Below are 15,285 nucleotides of genomic sequence, written 5' to 3'. Positions count from 1 at the left end.
ACCTGGCAGCGGGCCGACGGCACCCGGCAGGCCCGTGACGTGGACGCGCGCTTCTACGCCAAGGCCGAGGACAGGCCAGGCCACGCTCCGGCTCTGGCGCGGGGAGGTCGTCGGCGTGGAGGTGGCGGGAGGCGCCGCGTGGTTCCCGCCCGAGGTGAAGGGCTCGCTCGCGTACTGGCTCTACCTGGCCTTCATCGGCCTGGGGGTGCTGCTGTGGGGGCTGCTGCCCGTCCGGTGGGACGGGGTCCTGATGCTCGCCTACCGCGCGTTCTGCTGGACCGCCATGGGCTTCCTGCCGGTCCGCATGGCGGCCGACGCCCTCGCCGGGAACCTCGGCACCGGCCTCGCACTCACCGCCGAGATCGTCGGCTGCCTGCTGATCGCCGCGATCACCGGCACCATGCTGGTCCGCTCCCTCACCCGCCGCCGGCCGTGACCATAGCGCGCCCGGCTCAGGCGTCGATGCCCGCGACGAAACCGCGGATCGCGCCCGCCAGCGCCTCGGGGGCCTCCATCGCGACGTAGTGGCCCACGCCGTCGAGCAGCACGGACGTGACCTCGGCCGACGCGGCCTGGGACAAGGTGTCCGCCGTGAAGGAGCCGCCGCCGGCGCCGACCGCCGGCACGGACGCCCGCGGCCCGGGGGGCGAAGCGATCTTCGACGAGCTACGCGAGCGGTGGGCGGCAGATCGGCACCGCCGAGCTCGGAGCCCTCGAAGCGCACCTGACGGAGCTGGTGGGCAGGCAGCCCGTACGCTTCGACACCCCGGCAGGCTCACCCGCGACCTCGGCGATCCAGGCGACTGACTCCCCGCCGCCCCGGGAGGTCTGACCCGTACGGGCGTGAGCGGGGGCGCTGGTGTCAGCGCTACCGTCACCACTTCGCCGGGACCTGCGACATCGTTGAGTATGTCCTCATGTCAGTGACCGAGTTCGCGCGCGGCCGCCTCCCCTGAGGCCCCGCCGGGGCAGGTCGGGCTGTTCGACTGGGACGGCACCGACATGTTCATCCTGGACACCTTCATCCTGCGCTTGATCTTCCACGCGCCGCGAGCAGCGGGGACCGTACATGCGAAGTAGTGCGTGTGGCGGCGTTGCTGTGCTTCCCGGCTGTGCAGCGGACGACAGCAACGCGCTCGCGCACTGTCGAAGGTGCGGCCGTGCAGGCGTGAGGGCCACTCAGTGCGGGTCGGCAGCGGGCCGGGGCGCGACGATGAGCCTTACCGTGCCCTTCTCAGGACCGCCCAATGCCTCATGCACGTACCAGGTGTCGGGAACGTCTTCGGCTTGGAGAGGGTGCTCGGTCACATCCAAGCCTGAGCCGCCACGACCGGCGGGCTCAGGAGGTGCCTTGTAGTAACGCGAGACGGTTGCATGCCGCTGCTGAAGCATGATCCTGACTTCACCCACCGTCTTGTTCGCCGGCTTCATTCCTTCCAGGATCTCGCCGCGAGCCGTCGGATCTCCTGTGATCTCATACCGTTCGCCAGGCAGAGCGGCCCGCCCGAAGGTGACTTCGAAAGGGCTGTGCAGATCGACAGGAATACTCACCCCGGCCAGACACCATGTCCGGCCGCAGTCCGTCCCTTCGATTTTCTTGATTCTGCGGCTATTAGTTCCGTCCTTGATTTCGAAACCGTCGCCGTGGAACACCACCATTCTTTGGGGAGCCGAGACAGAGACCAGCGCGCCGACAAGGCTGGGCGACGCGGGTTTCATCTTCAAGTCGACGCTCAGGCCATACGCCGCGAAGTCCTGCCGGTATCGCTCGGGGTCGGCATCCGGGTCCAGGATCCTGACGTCGATATAGTCACCGTTCCTGGTGAACGCCAACGCTTTGGCCGGTCCCACGGTCATAGGACCGATCTCCTCGGGGTGCATGATGACCGGCGCGAAGACCGCTGCTCCGACCAGGAGTGCCGTGACGGGGATGAGGGTGAGCCACTTCTGCCAGGACCGTGTGGTCTTGGGGGATTCCCGTATCGACGCAGCGATGACGCTTTGGAGAGTGGCGGACATCACGAGAGGATCCGCTCGGACATGGCCGGCAGGGTCGTGCGTCTTGAGCGTAGCCGTCAACTGCTTGAGAGGATCGGTCATACGGCATTCCCCTGGCAGGAAGGCTGGCGAGCAGCGACGGTTTGCGGTTCTTCTCCGAGCAAGCGCCGCAGCCGTTTGCGCGCGCGGTGCAGTCGCATGGCAGCCGTAGGCCGGGAGCAGCCCACCACCTTCGCGGCTTCGCGGAGGTCGAGTCCTTCCCAAGACATCAAGAGCACCAGTTCCCGGTCGTCCTCGCTCAGGCTGTTCAGCGCGGCGAGCGCCGTTTGGCGTGCGACGACTGCGGTCGCGTGATCTGCTTCGGCACAGTGGTGCGTCAAACCCTCGCCTAACGGCCCTGCGAGTGCGTCTCGCCGGTTGTCTCGTCTGATCAGATTCAGCATGAGATTCCGGGCCGTCGCGTACAGCCAGGGCAGCGGATGTTCCCGGGGCAATCGCTCGTACTTCTCCCAGGCGATCTTGAACGTCTCGGCGGTTATATCCGGAGCGTCCGCAGGACCGACCCGCCGCCAGGCGTACCGCAGAACCGCCTCGTAATGGTCCTCGAACATGCGGGTGAAGCTGTCTTCATCGCTCACACGCCGCCTCCCCTCCACCATTGCGGTGCACGTTGTGCCTTCCACCTGGTGAATGTCGCGCAGCCGTCAGGTATCACTCACCGATGACCAAAACGCCCTGATGTGAGGGAGCTCACAGTCGCTTTCTCACAGGGCGTCGGTGAGGTCGGCTTGAACACCTCCTGGGCGGCTTGAAGGGCACCCACATGACTGGGCATCCCTCACGATGTCGAGCGCGTGGGCGACGTCGGCCGCGACCGCCCGGCGACCGGCTGGCGCAGGCGGGCTGCCCTGATGGACGTGAAAAGTTGCTTTCTGGCCCGACCGTCGTTGTGTCTACTGAGGTTCGAAAGCTACTGCTTGTACGGCTGGGCGGTGGGTGGTGCCTGGCCTTCAGGCCGTTGCAGCCCGATCAGGGCGGGGCGCCCTGTCCTCGCGATCGGTGAACCATCGCACGATGGCCGTTGCGATTCCTGTGCAGCTTCAGCCGCCACCTGAATCCGGCCGCTTCGGCACTTGCGTGAGGCGGATTCACTGGTCGGCTGCGGTCAACCTTCCCGCCCACCCGCCTGAGGCGCATCGTTGCTGTCGCTGTTGCTGTCAGCGGAGATCAAAAAGCCCCGAACGACGATTCCGTCCGGGGCGTTTCTGATGGTCGTTCTTGTGGTCAGGGGCAGGGTCGAACTGCCGACCTTCCGCTTTTCAGGCGGACGCTCGTACCAACTGAGCTACCTGACCCAGAGCGGTCCTGACGGGATTTGAACCCGCGGCCTCCACCTTGACAGGGTGGCGAGCACTCCAAACTGCTCCACAGGACCTTGCGTTTCTTGCTGTTTGCGCTCGCTTAGCTTACCAGCTTTCCGGAGGTCTTGGACCAGCCGTTTTGCGGGTGCGCTAGGCGCTCGCAGTGCCCCCAACGGGATTCGAACCCGTGCCGCCGCCTTGAAAGGGCGGTGTCCTAGGCCGCTAGACGATGGGGGCTCAGGATTCCCTGTCGCCTTCCGTCGGAGACCCCTGAAGCATAGGGGACGATTGCCCCTGATGCCAAAGTGGCGTACCGGCGGTCGATGACCCGGTGCCTTTGATCGATCCCGTTGGCGACGGGGCGTTCTTCGGCTCCGGGGAAATCATACGTTGCGGGTCGGGCTCCACGTGACGCTGGATGTACACCGACTGCTCGCCGAGCCCGCCGAGCGTGATGTCGTCCCAGGCCCGCAGGCGTCTGGTCTCTTTGTCGAAGTACAGGACGGACGCCTGGACGGGGGTGGGCTGGGCGTGTTCGAGCGCGCGCAGGCCGGCGCCGCCGGTGGAGCCCTGGATGAGCAGGCGGGTGCCGGTCGGGAGCATGTTCGTGCGCCGGTCGTGGGTGTGCCCGGAGAGGATCATGGGGGCGAGGCCGGAGAAGCCGCGCCCGGCGTCGGGGTCGTGTACGGCGATCAGGTCGGGTTTGCCCACCTTGCCGAGGTGGGCGCGGGCGAACTCGCGGAGCGATTCCGGGTTCGAGTAGGCGTCGGTGGTCTTGTCCGGGGTGAAGCGGGGGTCGCCGAGGCCGTAGATGGTCAGGCCGGCGACCTTTTTCGTGGTGTCGTCGAGGACGATCGCGTTCTTCTGCTTGGCCACGGCCTTCTGCGTGGTCATCGAGTCGTGATTGCCGCGTACGTACACATACGGGACCTTGAGCTTGCCGATCTCCTCGACGAACTTGTTCTCGGCCTTGGTGCCGTGGTCGGAGATGTCGCCGGTGTCGACGATGAAGTCGACGCTGAACTGGTCCGTCAGCGAGTGGATGACGTTCCAGGCGATGGGATTGATGTGGATGTCGGAGACGTGCAGGACTCTGATGGTCTTCGTGTCGGCCTCGTACAGGGGCAGGGTGGAGACCGTGTCGTAGAGCTTTGAGACGTTCGTCACGAGTTTGGTGAGCTGCGCCCGGTACGACTCGAAACGCGTCACGATCGACTCCGCGCTGCCGACCAGCGACGGCGCGGCGGCCACCAGGCCCGAGTAGCGCGGCTCCACAAGCGAGTTGGGGCGGAAGGTGAGGGCCGCCAGGGCCCCGGTGGCGGAAAGGGTCACAGAGGCCGCCAGAAGGCCCATCAGGGCCGTTCTGGGGCGCCGGTGAACGAGGATGACGGCGACCATGGCCCCGGCGCCCGCACACAGCAGCGAGCGGATGAGGAGCGCGCGCACGCCGTCCAGGAGATCGTCCTCGATCATCTCGGGCAGCCGGTCGGCCACCCGCGGGTCCTCGATGAGGGCTTTGGCGCGTTCCTGGTCGATGTTCTCCAGCGTGATGCGCAGCCTGAGCGGCGCGCTGTGCGTGCGGAAGGTCAAGGTGCCGAGGGGGCTCGCGTCCACGACGGTCTCGCCGGTCCAGGCGGGCCGCAGGGACATCCCGGCCTCCACTGGGCCGACGCGCGCGGTCTCCGTACCGCTGAGAAAGATGCCGAGCCACGCGCCCACGGCGGCCACGAAAAGCACGGCCACGGCCTTCGCGGCACGTGACCGGAGAATGGCCTTTGACCAGTGCACGAACTTCATACAGATTCTTGCTTACCTGACCGGCGGGGCAGAATGGCAAGTGTGATCGAGGTATCGCGGCAGAGATTCGAGGAACTCGTGGCCGAGGCATTGGACACGATTCCGCCCGACCTCACGCGCGCCATGAGCAACGTGATCGTCACCGTCGTCGATGACCCGCCTGAGCCCGACCTGCTCGGCCTGTACACCGGTGTCCCCCTCACGGAACGCGGCGACTGGTACTCAGCGGTTCTGCCCGACCGCATAGAGATCTACCGCAACCCGATATGTGAGATTTGCGATACCGAAGAGGCAGTGATCGAAGAGGTGCGCATCACGGTCGTCCATGAAGTCGGGCATCACTTCGGCATCGATGACGCCCGACTTCACGAATTGGGCTGGTAACCCTTTGCGTTTGGTTGGCTGCTTCCGGTTGCGGACGGCGGGCACTCTCGGGCACCTTAGGTGACATAGCGAACACCCTGAGTCAGGCACAGCGGAGTCCAATGGGGGCCATGCGGGCGCGACGGCACCCGGGACGGCATCGCCGTGCCGGGGAAGCCACACAAGCCACATACCGGGAAGTCATCGCCATCCGGGAGTTCAGGGCCCTCTGGTACGGCCAGGGCCTCTCGCTTCTCGGCGACCAGCTGGCCCAGGTGGCGCTCGCGGTGCTCGTCTTCGACCGCACCGGCTCCCCGCTCGCCACCGCCGCCGTCTACGCGCTGACCTACCTGCCCTCCATCCTCGGCGGGCCGCTGCTCGCCGGCCTCGCCGACCGGTTCGCGCGCCGCGGCGTCATGCTGACCTGCGACCTCATCAGGGCGGCGCTGGTGGCCGTGATGGCGGTGCCGGGCGTGCCGTTCTGGGCGCTGTGCGCGCTGGTGTTCCTGGTCGTGCTGCTCAGCGCCCCCTTCTCGGCCGCGCGGGCGGCACTGCTGCCCGAAGTGCTCGAAGGCGACGCGTACGTCATCGGCTCCGCGCTGCAGAACATGACGAACCAGGCCGTGCAGATGCTCGGCTTCGCGGCCGGCGGAGCGCTCATCGCCGGCATGGGCCCGTACCGCGCGCTGGCCATCGACGCCGCCACCTTCCTCGGCTCGGCGCTGATCCTCGTCTCCGGCGTACGCCGCCGTCCCGCGCCCCAAGGCGAGGGCGCCAAGCCGTCGATGTGGCACATGACCACGAGCGGCGCCCGGCTGGTGTTCGGCTCGCGGAAACTGCGGACGCTCGTCCTGTTCGCCTGGCTCTGCGGCTTCTACATCCTGCCCGAGGGCATCGCCGCCCCCTACGCGGCCCGCCTCGCCACCGACGAGCTGCCCGCCGCGGTGATCACGGGGCTGCTCATGGCCGCCATGCCGGCCGGGACGGTGGTGGGGGCGTTCCTGTTCAGCAGATTCGTCTCGCCCGCGCGCCGGCTGCGGCTCATGGGATGGATGGCGATGCTGAGCTGCGCGCCGCTCATCATCACCGCGATCAAGCCACCGCTCGCCGTCGTGCTCGCCGCGTGGGTCCTGTCGGGCATCGGCGGTGCCTACCAGCTCGCCGCCAACGCCGCGTTCGTCCAGCACGTGCCCGCCGAACGTCGCGGCCAAGCCTTCGGCCTCGTGCAGTCGGGGCTGATGGCCGTCCAGGGGGTGGGGATCCTGGTGGGCGGGTTCGCCGCTGAGAGACTCGGCCCCGAGCCCGTGATCGCGATCGCGGGGCTCGCCGGGTTGGTCAGCGCCGCCGTGCTCTCCATGATCTGGGCCGAGTCCCGCGGCAAGAGCGGCCGGGTACGCGCCCAGGCGCCCGTCTGATCACGGCTGCGGCTTGTGCTCGCCGCTCCAGTCCGTCGTCGTGGCTCTGCTCTGCTGCTGCTTGGCGATGAGGTCCTGGACGATCGAGGTGTCGTGCTCCTCGTCCGGCATGAGGAGCCAGCCGATCGCGTAGATGCCGACGCCGAGCCCGCCGAACAGCGTCGAGATCGCCAGCGCGATCCGCACGAGGTTGGCGTCGATGCCGACGTACTCGCCGACGCCCGAGCAGACGCCCGCGATGATCCGGCCTTTGTGGGTCCTGCGGAGTTTCTTGTATTCGCTCATGCCCCAAGACTGCCCGGCGGCCCGATGTTCGCACATCAGGATTGCCCCTGGTAGAACCCTGGTAGTCCCCTATGTGAGGAGAGGACCCTGTGATGGACGACCTGCTGCGCCTGGACGATCAGCTCGACGCCGACCAGCGACTGATCCGCGACACCGTCAGGTCCTTCGTCGCCGACCGCATCCTGCCGCACGTCGGGGACTGGTTCGAGGAGGCGGTCTTCCCCGCGCGCGAGCTCGCACCCGAGCTCGGCTCGCTCGGCCTGCTCGGCATGCACCTTCAGGGGTACGGCTGCGCCGGCACCGACGCCGTCTCCTACGGCGTGGCCTGCCGCGAGCTCGAAGCGGGCGACTCCGGGCTGCGTTCCTTCGTCTCCGTGCAGGGCTCGCTCGCCATGTTCCCCATCTGGAAGTACGGCTCCGACGAGCAGAAAGAGGAATGGCTGCCCCGCATGGCCGCCGGCGAGGCCATCGGCTGCTTCGGCCTGACCGAGCCCGACCACGGCTCCGACCCGGCCGGCATGCGCACGTACGCCAAGAAGGACGGCTCCGACTGGATCCTGAACGGCTCCAAGATGTGGATCACCAACGGATCCGTCGCCGACGTCGCGGTCGTGTGGGCGCAGACCGACGACGGCATCCGCGGCTTCGTCGTCCCCACCGACACCCCGGGCTTCAGCGCCCCTGAGATCCGCAAGAAGATGTCCCTGAGGGCCTCGGTCACCTCGTCCCTCTACTTCGACGACGTACGCCTGCCCGCCTCCGCCGTCCTGCCCGGCGTCACGGGCCTGCGCGGGCCGCTGTCCTGCCTGTCCGAGGCCCGGTACGGCATCGTCTGGGGCGTCACCGGCGCCGCCCGCGCCTGCGTCGAGGCCGCCGTCGACTACTCCAAGACCCGCGTCCAGTTCGACAAGCCGATCGGCGCGTTCCAGCTCACCCAGGAGAAGCTGGCCTGGATGTACGTCGGCCTCGCCCAGGCCGGCCTCACCGCCCTCCACCTCGGCCGGCTCAAGGACGCCGGCACCCTGGAGCCCCGGCAGATCAGCTTCGGCAAGCTGGCGAACGTACGGGCCGCGCTCGACATCGCCCGCCAGGCCCGCTCCATCCTGGGCGGCAACGGGATCACGCTGGAGTACCCTGTGATCAGACACATGAACAACCTCGAAAGCGTGCTCACCTACGAAGGCACCCAGGAAGTCCACACCCTGGTGCTCGGCGAGGCGCTGACCGGGCTGTCGGCTTACCGATGATGGTGGCGTCGCGGACAGCGCGGTAATCTCTGTACCCTTGCTGTTGCTAGGGGCGTTAGCTCAATTGGCAGAGCTGCGGACTTTTAATCCGTAGGTTCCGGGTTCGAGCCCCGGGCGCCCTACTATCCTCCACCTCGGATCATGCCCCTGAGCTGGGGCTTTTCCCTTGCCGGGCTTCGGGCTGGTAGGCAGCCGTACGCCGCTGGACGCCGCCGGATGCCACCCTCCGCGGAATACACGGAATGGATCTTGGCGCGTTTTCCCAGGTCACAGCGGCAATCCGGGAGTCGTTACCGGGCCATTCCGCGGCAACGACGAAGGATCCCGAGACGCCCCGGGGTCCTGTCCTGAAGGTGCTGGTCATGCGGCATTGAGCGCGGCCAGGATGCGCTGGTTCGCCACCTCGCGTTGACCGTCGATGCACTTGGCATAGACGCGTAGGAGCACATCGACGCCGTGCCCCGCCCGTTCGGCCGCCTCGGGAGCGTGCACGCCCGCGTTGAGCCAGAGCGACACGGCCGCGTGCCGAAGATCGTACGGGCGAGCCGCCAGCGGTGAGGCCACCTGGTCAGGGGTCAGCGCGTACGTACGCGCCTCGCGCCAGACCTTCGAGACGGTCGAGCCGGGGAAAGGCTTGCCCGATCCCGTCCTGAACAGCCGACCGTCCTCGGCCACCCCGAACCGGTCGATGTGCTCGCGCAGGATCTTCACCAGTTCGGGCGGGATCGGCACCAGGCGTGTCGCCTTCTGGTCCCGATGCTTCAACCCCCGCTCATCGTGGCTCTCCCCGAGTCGGTGTAGCGCCTATTGCTCTCCGGGCGGGTCTTCTCCAGCGTGAGCATGCCCCATCCCTCGTCGGGGAGGTGACAGTCCTTCCTGCGCAGGCTCGACGCCTCGCCCGGCGAAGTACATGCAGGCGAACATCGCCACCATCATCGGCCCCCTCCTCTTGCCGACGTAGCTGACGGCGGCCAGCAGCGCGCGTGCCTGCTGCGGATTGACCACCGCGCGCCGATCCACTTCGCCACTGACCTTGACCTTGCGGAACTAGACCTTGTGCAGCGGGTTGGCGGACAGCTCCTCCGCGATCTCCGGAGTCGGAACGGGACGCCGGTCTTCAGGCAGGAAGGAGTACGTCAGCAGCGCGCTCCACGTACAACTGCCAAAGTCAGAGACCTCCTCCTGGCCACTGCCTTCTGCTCTTGGCATCTCTCCCATACGGCAGAATGCCGCCATGCGCTTGGGTTGGGACGCCCTGCACGGCTACGACTGGTCGCGCTTGTCGCACGCGTATGGGAGGGCGGTCGATACCCGGGGTCATTTGATGCGGCTACGAAAAAACGATGAGGCCGGCTGGGTCGAGGCGATTGAGCACCTCTTCGAGTCCGTCGTCCACCAAAGCTCTATCTACTCCGCCACCGCACCAGCAGCGCTCGTAGTCGCAGGCCTACTGGAAGATCCTCGATTCGATCGGCCGATCTCGATCTTTGGGTGGTCGACAGAGCCAGTACGCGCCCACCTACTCGGCTTCCTTCACGCAGTGGCCGAGGGCACCGAGCCCGACAGAACCGAGAGCGAACTCTGGCAGGCCTACTGCACGATCTGCGACCGCGATACCTCGGGAGGTGAGGACAAGGAACTGGATACCGAGGACTACGACGCCATCATCCATTGCCGGGTCGTCGCCCCCGTCCTGGTCGATCCTGTTCTCCGGTGCGTAAGCCACAAGGAGCTGCAAACTCGGGTACAGGCTGCGGATGCAGCGGCGATGCTATGCCAGGTACCGACCGTCGCAAACCGACGAACCGAGATCATCACCCTGCTCGAAAGCCGAGCACGCGACGCCGACACCTACTACGAACGAGCCAAAGCCCTCTTTGCACTCGACCGGCTCGGCGCCGTAAATCGAGCGTTTCTCTTCGACCACGATACAAGGATCCGGGTCAGGGCCGCCTTCGCATCCAACCTCGCGGACGACCCGGACGGAACACAGGTCATCCTCGACGCGATCGCCAATCCGGACCACATCGCCGGCTGGTATCCCGACTCGGACCTGCAAACGCTCCCCGACGACTATCCGGATCGGCTGATCATTGAGGCCATCCGGCGAGTGCCAGACTTCGCCGAACTACTGCCGACAGCGCTTGCGGTGGCATCCAGGTCGAGCCGTTCCACCGGTTATCCGGACTGGAGCATGCTGCTGCAAGCCGCCTTTCCCACACCATTCTCGACGACCGGTTCGCTGAACGATGCTCAGCGTGCTTACCTCCAAGCTCTGCTGGAGAACGACGAGATCTGGAACCTGTCGCCCGTAGAGACGTTCGGGCTGCCGCCGGACATGCTGTTCGCCCTGTTAGGGCTGCCCTACGACCGTCAGCTCCTGTCGGCCATTGTGAACACAGGCAGCTGACACAGCGTCGCGCGCTGACTTGATCGTCATGCCAGATGCGCGCCAGAACGGGCGGCGATCGGCGGTGAATTACGAGGACTCAGCCCGAGGCCCCGCCCGTTAACGTGCGATCGACCCCGCCGCCTGGACGACCATAGCCGCTACAAAAAGGCGTTCGGAAGTGATTTTCCGTAGGCCGCCAGGCACCGGGCAACGCAGTGTGAGCCGTCCCAGTTGCAGTTCCATGCCGTTCAGGGGCGTTCAAGGGGGACCGTGCATGCGTCCTGACCTGCAATGAACTGTCTGGAACCATGATCGGCCGAGCTGATAATCCGTAGGTTCCGGGTTCGAGCCCCGGGCGCCCTACCAGCCGAAACGCCCTCGGAACGATCTTCGTCCGAGGGTGTTCGCTAACGGATCTGCTAAAAGGCGTGCCTCGATGCCGCCTCTCCACGACTCCACTCGGGACAGGTCCCCCAGTCGCCGGGAACCCGGACCGGGAAACCTGTCCCCCAGTCGTCACAGCAGCTTGGCGCGTGGAGCACCCCAAGGATCAGGGCCAGGCTGCCGGCGAAGGCCCCTGCGCCCGCCATGAAGCACTGAGAGACGCTTGCTCCGTCGATGGCGACCAGAATGCCCGTCGTCTCTCCGACGATGGCTCCGATGAGTGCTGCGGGCGGCACGCTCGTGCTCGCCCCGCAGTCCGGCGACGTCTCCGTCACCGCCGCCGGTGCCTCGGCTTCCCCGAACGCCGGCACCACCACGGCCGCATCACCAACGCCCTCAAGAACACCGGCACCGCCGAGCCGGCCATCCACGCCACCACGTCCAACGGCGACATCACCGCCCGCAGGCTCTGAGCCACGGCCGGACCGAAGGGTCAAGGAGCGGGCTCGACGCGGGAGTGCCGCGCCTGGAACCAGTCGGCGGCGACGTCCGTTCCCGTGACGCGGCCGATCAGCGCCAAGGCCGAGCTGACGCTCTCGTCTATCTCCACGAGCTCGTCCGGGTCGTCGCACTGCATGCCGTCACCTCGTCCGGGCAGGGACGCGCTGGAAGTACAGCCGCGGACCGGCACCCGTGGGGTCGCTGCATGCGAACCAGGAGTCCCGCTGCTCGGGCGGCAGGCTGCGGCTGTAGTCGTCCCAAGTGGCGATGCCCTCAGGCGGTTCCGGCGGGACGTACCCCAGCACCTCGCATCAGAAGCGGCCGACACGCTCAGATGAAGTGCAGTCGAAGGCGACTTGGATCCCTGACGGATACCACCGGAATTCCTCCTATAGAGCACCACGCGTGCCGCGAGCGCCCACCGTACACCCCGGCGGATTGGAGAAGTCCTGAATTTCCGCGCCCGCGGGGGTGCACGTCAAGAACGAGGACGTCATCGCGGCCGGCTCCGCGACCACGATCGAAGTGATCGCGACTCTGCTGCGCCGGCGAGCTGGGACGCACCCGGTCTCGTCGCTTCCGGGTAGGGCGGCCGCGATGAAGCCGTCAAGGCGTGGCGGAGAAGTCCTCCAGGACGTCGAAGAGCTCGATCGCCGAGGGGGCCTGCATGCCGGGTGCGTCGGCGTTGGCGTGCGCGGCCTTGAAGGAGTCGGACTTCATCCAGGCGCGGAAATCCTCGGCCGAGTCGAACTCCATGGTCGACACGTACGGGTCACCGGGCTTGGCCGGGCGCATCAGCAGGCTGCGCCGCAGGCCGGGCACCCCGGCGAGCGTCGCGCGCATGCTGGCGCTGAAGGTCTCCTCGAAGGAGGCGGCCTGTTCGGGAGCGACTTCGATGCGGTTGTGCACGACGTACATGGTGTTCCTCCGAGGATCGAGCCTGCCGGTGCCGCCATTTTACCGACATAGCGTCGGCAAACCCTCAGGCGCTCAGGGCGTCGTCTGCTCCGAGGCGCGGACGAACGGCTCCAGCAGGCCCCGTGCCGACTCCCAGACGGTGTGCAGGTCGGTGCCGGACTCGATCAGCCGGGACCCGGTGAACACGATGGCGTTGATCATCTCCGCCGTCTCCGGCACCGCGGGAACTCCGAGGAGGCGCAGCGTCTCCACGAGGGGCTCCAAGAGCTGCGCGTGCATGGCACGGGTCTGCTCGGCGACGGTGTCGCCCGGCACGACCTCGGCGAGGACGGTGGCCAGCGCGTGTTCGCCCTCGGCGATGAGCTCGAAGTTGGTCAGCACGTAGGCGAGTACGCGGTCGGCAGGGGTGGCCGCGGCGTCCATCGCCGCTGCCACCCTCGCCGACCAGCGGGGAAGACGTCTTCCACGACCGCGTTGAGCAGGTCTCCCGACGACCGGAAGTACTGGTAGAGGCTGGACCTGGCAAGCCCGGCGCGCTCGGCGACCCTGGCCAGCGTCGGTGGCCGGCCGGTCTCCGCGAGGATCTCCCTGGCCGCGTCGAGCAGCGCCCGGCGCTGGGCGGCCCGATGCTCGGCGACAGTAGGGGCTTGAATGCGCGGCACCTGCCCTCCCCCATGGTCGGCCTACTCCGACAGTCTCCCATCCACCATCGACAGGACGCGATCGCAGTGGTCGAGCACCTCGTGATCGTGAGTGACCATGATCGTCGCGACGGCGAACTCGTGCGCCTCATGCGCCAGCAGCTTCACGATATCGTCGCTGCGGGCACGGTCGAGCGCGGCGGTCGGCTCGTCCACCAGCAGCACGGCCGGGCGGGTGACCAGCGCGCGGGCGATTCCCACGCGCTGCCGCTCGCCACCGGACAGCTGGTGGGGGCGGTGCCCGGCGCGGTGTCCCATCCCGACCCGGTCGAGCAGCTCTCGCGGATCGTGACCGCCGCCTGCGCGCTTGCCCGCTATGTCGAGCGCGAAGCGGAGCTGGTCGAGCGCGGTGAGTGCCGGGATGAGGTTGCCGGACTGGAAGACGAACCCGATCCGTTCGCGCCGGTGGCGCGCCTTCTCTCGCGAGCTCGCCTTGGTGATGTCGACGCCGTCGATCAGAACCCTGCCGGTGTCGGGTGTGGTGAGCGCGCCGGCGACGGCGAGCAGGCTCGACTTGCCGGCTCCTGACGGCCCCACGATGGCGACGAACTCGCCGGCCGCCACGTCGAGGTTGACGTCATCGAGCGCGGTGACCGTGGCGTCGCCGTCGCCGAGTGACAGGGTGACGCCCTCCATCAGCAGGCCGCCGCGCTCTTGGGCACCGGCCAGGCGGGAGTCCGGACGCTGGGACCTGGAACGAGTGGTCATCGCTGCCCTCCCAGGGCTACGAGCGGGTCGACGCGGACGATGCGGCCCACGGCCGCCGCGGCACCGGCGAGGCCGAGGCCGACGAGGATCAGGGCGGCGAGGACGAGCGGGCCCGCCTCCAGGGCGAACGGCATGGGCGTGGTGGTGAGCATCGCGCCGCCGCCAACCCCTATCAGGAAGCCCACGGCGGTGGACACGGTCAGGATGACGGCCGCCTGGATCATCGTGTCCCGCATGAGGTAGCCGGTGGAGGCGCCCATGGCCCGTACGACGGCGAGCTCGTGCTTGCGCTGGATCGTCCACACGGTGAAGAACGTCCCGACGACGAGCGCGGAGATGGCGTACAGGAAGACCTGGATGAGCGTGAGCGTGGAGATCTCGGCGGTGTAGCCGGGCGAGGCTCCGAAGGACTCTTCGAGCGTCATGCTCGCGGTGCCCGCCGCGGCGTCGCCCCCGGCCAGGTCGATCTCGTCACCGTCCCGTGCGCGCAGGGCGATGGCCGTGGCTTCTTCGTACGCTTCCGCACGCACCTCGTCACCCGGGCCAGCGCCGGCGTGCACCTGCTGCCAGGAGCGCAACGGCAGGTACGCCACATCGACGTGCCCGAACGTGCGCTGGTCGCCGGTGGTTCCGACGATCTTGAGCTGTGTGCCCAGGCGGTCGATGACGACGGTGTCGCCGATCGCCAGGCCCTCGTCCAGGACGGTCTGGCTGACCACGATCCCGTCGAGGTCGCCCAGCCCGGCGCCGTCGGAGACGGGCGGCGTGAGAAACGAACCGGGCTCGACGCCGAACAGCGCCAGGTCGATCGGCACCTCGGTGCCGGCTCGCGTCGTGGCCTTGGCGTTGACCAGCATGACGCCGAACGGCGCGGCGTCGCCGACGTCGTCGCGGCCCTTCCATGTCTCGGCCTTGCTCACGTCGACGGTGCTGCGGGAGAAGGCGGAGTCGGTCTTGGTGCCCTCGGCGAAGGCGAACGCGGTGACGGGCAGCCGTTGGAGCCCGGAGACGCCGTCGTTGACGAGCCCCGAGGAGAGGCCGGACAGCAGGACGACGAGGATTGCGATGAGGGCGACGACTCCGCCCATCAGGCCGAAACGTGCGCGGGCGAAGACCAGCTCGCGCCAGGCCAGGAACATGGCACTCCTTGACGGGAAAGGGGATTTCACGGAACCGACGCCTTAGTTACCGACGCGCCGTCGACAAGATACCAAC

18 protein-coding genes and 5 tRNA genes are annotated in these 15,285 nt (G+C 67.6%); 7 read left to right on the top strand and 16 right to left on the bottom strand.

Annotated elements, in window-relative coordinates:
- The first annotated feature begins 115 nt into the window (after positions 1-115).
- Entirely contained in the window at positions 116-436 is a 321-nt protein-coding gene (locus WBK31_RS38330; protein WP_406673988.1) for a hypothetical protein, read from the top strand.
- Between the two features lie 16 nt (positions 437-452).
- Here WBK31_RS38330 and WBK31_RS38325 read toward each other — a convergent pair whose 3' ends face one another.
- From WBK31_RS38325 to WBK31_RS38295, 7 genes are all read right to left on the bottom strand, one after another.
- Entirely contained in the window at positions 453-626 is a 174-nt protein-coding gene (locus WBK31_RS38325) for a hypothetical protein (protein ID WP_364063437.1), read from the bottom strand.
- Positions 627-1,179: 553 nt separating this feature from the next.
- Positions 1,180-2,100: a hypothetical protein gene (locus WBK31_RS38320; RefSeq protein WP_406673987.1), complete on the bottom strand. Its 921-nt coding sequence runs from the start codon at positions 2,098-2,100 to the stop codon at positions 1,180-1,182.
- Positions 2,097-2,636 (bottom strand): sigma-70 family RNA polymerase sigma factor, encoded by a 540-nt coding sequence (locus WBK31_RS38315; protein WP_364063443.1) that lies wholly within the window; start codon positions 2,634-2,636, stop codon positions 2,097-2,099. The genes WBK31_RS38320 and WBK31_RS38315 overlap by 4 nt, the downstream gene beginning before the upstream one ends.
- Before the next feature lie 643 nt (positions 2,637-3,279).
- Positions 3,280-3,353 (bottom strand) — tRNA-Phe (locus WBK31_RS38310).
- Positions 3,354-3,358: 5 nt separating this feature from the next.
- A tRNA-Asp gene (locus tag WBK31_RS38305) sits at positions 3,359-3,433 on the bottom strand.
- A 90-nt stretch (positions 3,434-3,523) separates the two neighbouring features.
- Positions 3,524-3,596 (bottom strand) — tRNA-Glu (locus WBK31_RS38300).
- A complete protein-coding gene (locus WBK31_RS38295; protein WP_364063446.1) occupies positions 3,597-5,102 on the bottom strand; it encodes a metallophosphoesterase in 1,506 nt (501 codons plus the stop codon).
- Between the two features lie 87 nt (positions 5,103-5,189).
- Here WBK31_RS38295 and WBK31_RS38290 point away from each other — a divergent pair, with 87 nt between their 5' ends.
- Together WBK31_RS38290 and WBK31_RS38285 are read left to right on the top strand one after the other, a co-directional pair.
- Positions 5,190-5,540, top strand: a complete 351-nt coding sequence (locus WBK31_RS38290; RefSeq protein ID WP_378785567.1) for a metallopeptidase family protein — start codon at positions 5,190-5,192, stop codon at positions 5,538-5,540.
- 110 nt (positions 5,541-5,650) lie between these two features.
- A complete protein-coding gene (locus WBK31_RS38285) occupies positions 5,651-6,934 on the top strand; it encodes an MFS transporter (RefSeq protein ID WP_364063452.1) in 1,284 nt (427 codons plus the stop codon).
- Here the strand turns inward: WBK31_RS38285 and WBK31_RS38280 are convergent, their stop codons facing one another.
- Positions 6,935-7,219 carry a PspC domain-containing protein gene (locus WBK31_RS38280; protein ID WP_364063454.1) on the bottom strand — a complete coding sequence of 95 codons (285 nt, stop codon included), beginning with the start codon at positions 7,217-7,219 and terminating at the stop codon, positions 6,935-6,937.
- 92 nt (positions 7,220-7,311) lie between these two features.
- Here WBK31_RS38280 and WBK31_RS38275 point away from each other — a divergent pair, with 92 nt between their 5' ends.
- Positions 7,312-8,466: an acyl-CoA dehydrogenase family protein gene (locus WBK31_RS38275; protein WP_364063457.1), complete on the top strand. Its 1,155-nt coding sequence runs from the start codon at positions 7,312-7,314 to the stop codon at positions 8,464-8,466.
- Positions 8,467-8,515: 49 nt separating this feature from the next.
- Positions 8,516-8,588 (top strand) — tRNA-Lys (locus tag WBK31_RS38270).
- A 238-nt stretch (positions 8,589-8,826) separates the two neighbouring features.
- On the opposite strand, the gene WBK31_RS38265 is transcribed toward WBK31_RS38270, so the two are convergent.
- The gene (locus tag WBK31_RS38265; RefSeq protein WP_406673986.1) at positions 8,827-9,231 is read right to left on the bottom strand and encodes a hypothetical protein; all 405 of its coding nucleotides are present in this window, start codon (positions 9,229-9,231) and stop codon (positions 8,827-8,829) included.
- Between the two features lie 282 nt (positions 9,232-9,513).
- Positions 9,514-9,675 (bottom strand): hypothetical protein, encoded by a 162-nt coding sequence (locus WBK31_RS38260; protein WP_378785572.1) that lies wholly within the window; start codon positions 9,673-9,675, stop codon positions 9,514-9,516.
- Between the two features lie 25 nt (positions 9,676-9,700).
- On the opposite strand from WBK31_RS38260, the gene WBK31_RS38255 reads away from it, so the two are divergent.
- On the top strand, positions 9,701-10,876 hold the full coding sequence (locus WBK31_RS38255) for a hypothetical protein (RefSeq protein ID WP_378785574.1): 1,176 nt from the start codon (positions 9,701-9,703) through the stop codon (positions 10,874-10,876).
- 233 nt (positions 10,877-11,109) lie between these two features.
- Positions 11,110-11,224 (top strand) — tRNA-OTHER (locus tag WBK31_RS38250).
- 511 nt (positions 11,225-11,735) lie between these two features.
- On the opposite strand, the gene WBK31_RS38245 is transcribed toward WBK31_RS38250, so the two are convergent.
- From WBK31_RS38245 to WBK31_RS38220, 6 genes are all read right to left on the bottom strand, one after another.
- Complete coding sequence (locus tag WBK31_RS38245; RefSeq protein WP_364063466.1) at positions 11,736-11,879, bottom strand: hypothetical protein; 144 nt, start codon at positions 11,877-11,879, stop codon at positions 11,736-11,738.
- A gap of 470 nt (positions 11,880-12,349) precedes the next feature.
- Positions 12,350-12,661 (bottom strand): antibiotic biosynthesis monooxygenase, encoded by a 312-nt coding sequence (locus WBK31_RS38240; protein WP_364063469.1) that lies wholly within the window; start codon positions 12,659-12,661, stop codon positions 12,350-12,352.
- 72 nt (positions 12,662-12,733) lie between these two features.
- Positions 12,734-13,084: a hypothetical protein gene (locus tag WBK31_RS38235; protein WP_406673985.1), complete on the bottom strand. Its 351-nt coding sequence runs from the start codon at positions 13,082-13,084 to the stop codon at positions 12,734-12,736.
- A complete protein-coding gene (locus WBK31_RS38230; RefSeq protein WP_406673984.1) occupies positions 13,036-13,323 on the bottom strand; it encodes a TetR/AcrR family transcriptional regulator in 288 nt (95 codons plus the stop codon). Before WBK31_RS38230 ends, WBK31_RS38235 begins: the two co-directional genes overlap by 49 nt.
- 21 nt (positions 13,324-13,344) lie before the next feature.
- Complete coding sequence (locus WBK31_RS38225) at positions 13,345-14,070, bottom strand: ABC transporter ATP-binding protein (RefSeq protein WP_364063475.1); 726 nt, start codon at positions 14,068-14,070, stop codon at positions 13,345-13,347.
- Positions 14,067-15,209, bottom strand: a complete 1,143-nt coding sequence (locus tag WBK31_RS38220) for an ABC transporter permease (RefSeq protein ID WP_364063478.1) — start codon at positions 15,207-15,209, stop codon at positions 14,067-14,069. The genes WBK31_RS38225 and WBK31_RS38220 overlap by 4 nt, the downstream gene beginning before the upstream one ends.
- Positions 15,210-15,285: the final 76 nt, after the last annotated feature.

It is taken from the genome of Nonomuraea sp. N2-4H, assembly GCF_045291505.1.
Lineage (GTDB): Bacteria > Actinomycetota > Actinomycetes > Streptosporangiales > Streptosporangiaceae > Nonomuraea > Nonomuraea fastidiosa.
The sequence above is the reverse complement of the archived record's forward strand: the minus strand, read 5'-3'. Positions and strand labels throughout refer to the sequence as shown.

What these genes read in the sequence shown, in the direction of transcription:
- WBK31_RS38235 (WP_406673985.1), bottom strand. Translation starts at nt 13,084, where the DNA reads ATGGACGCCGCGGCCACCCCTGCCGACCGCGTACTCGCCTACGTGCTG.
- WBK31_RS38240 (WP_364063469.1), bottom strand. Translation starts at nt 12,661, where the DNA reads ATGTACGTCGTGCACAACCGCATCGAAGTCGCTCCCGAACAGGCCGCC.
- WBK31_RS38275 (WP_364063457.1), top strand. Translation starts at nt 7,312, where the DNA reads ATGGACGACCTGCTGCGCCTGGACGATCAGCTCGACGCCGACCAGCGA.
- WBK31_RS38320 (WP_406673987.1), bottom strand. Translation starts at nt 2,100, where the DNA reads ATGACCGATCCTCTCAAGCAGTTGACGGCTACGCTCAAGACGCACGAC.
- WBK31_RS38280 (WP_364063454.1), bottom strand. Translation starts at nt 7,219, where the DNA reads ATGAGCGAATACAAGAAACTCCGCAGGACCCACAAAGGCCGGATCATC.
- WBK31_RS38220 (WP_364063478.1), bottom strand. Translation starts at nt 15,209, where the DNA reads ATGTTCCTGGCCTGGCGCGAGCTGGTCTTCGCCCGCGCACGTTTCGGC.
- WBK31_RS38255 (WP_378785574.1), top strand. Translation starts at nt 9,701, where the DNA reads ATGCGCTTGGGTTGGGACGCCCTGCACGGCTACGACTGGTCGCGCTTG.
- WBK31_RS38285 (WP_364063452.1), top strand. Translation starts at nt 5,651, where the DNA reads ATGCGGGCGCGACGGCACCCGGGACGGCATCGCCGTGCCGGGGAAGCC.
- WBK31_RS38225 (WP_364063475.1), bottom strand. Translation starts at nt 14,070, where the DNA reads ATGACCACTCGTTCCAGGTCCCAGCGTCCGGACTCCCGCCTGGCCGGT.
- WBK31_RS38290 (WP_378785567.1), top strand. Translation starts at nt 5,190, where the DNA reads ATGGCAAGTGTGATCGAGGTATCGCGGCAGAGATTCGAGGAACTCGTG.
- WBK31_RS38245 (WP_364063466.1), bottom strand. Translation starts at nt 11,879, where the DNA reads ATGCAGTGCGACGACCCGGACGAGCTCGTGGAGATAGACGAGAGCGTC.
- WBK31_RS38260 (WP_378785572.1), bottom strand. Translation starts at nt 9,675, where the DNA reads ATGCCAAGAGCAGAAGGCAGTGGCCAGGAGGAGGTCTCTGACTTTGGC.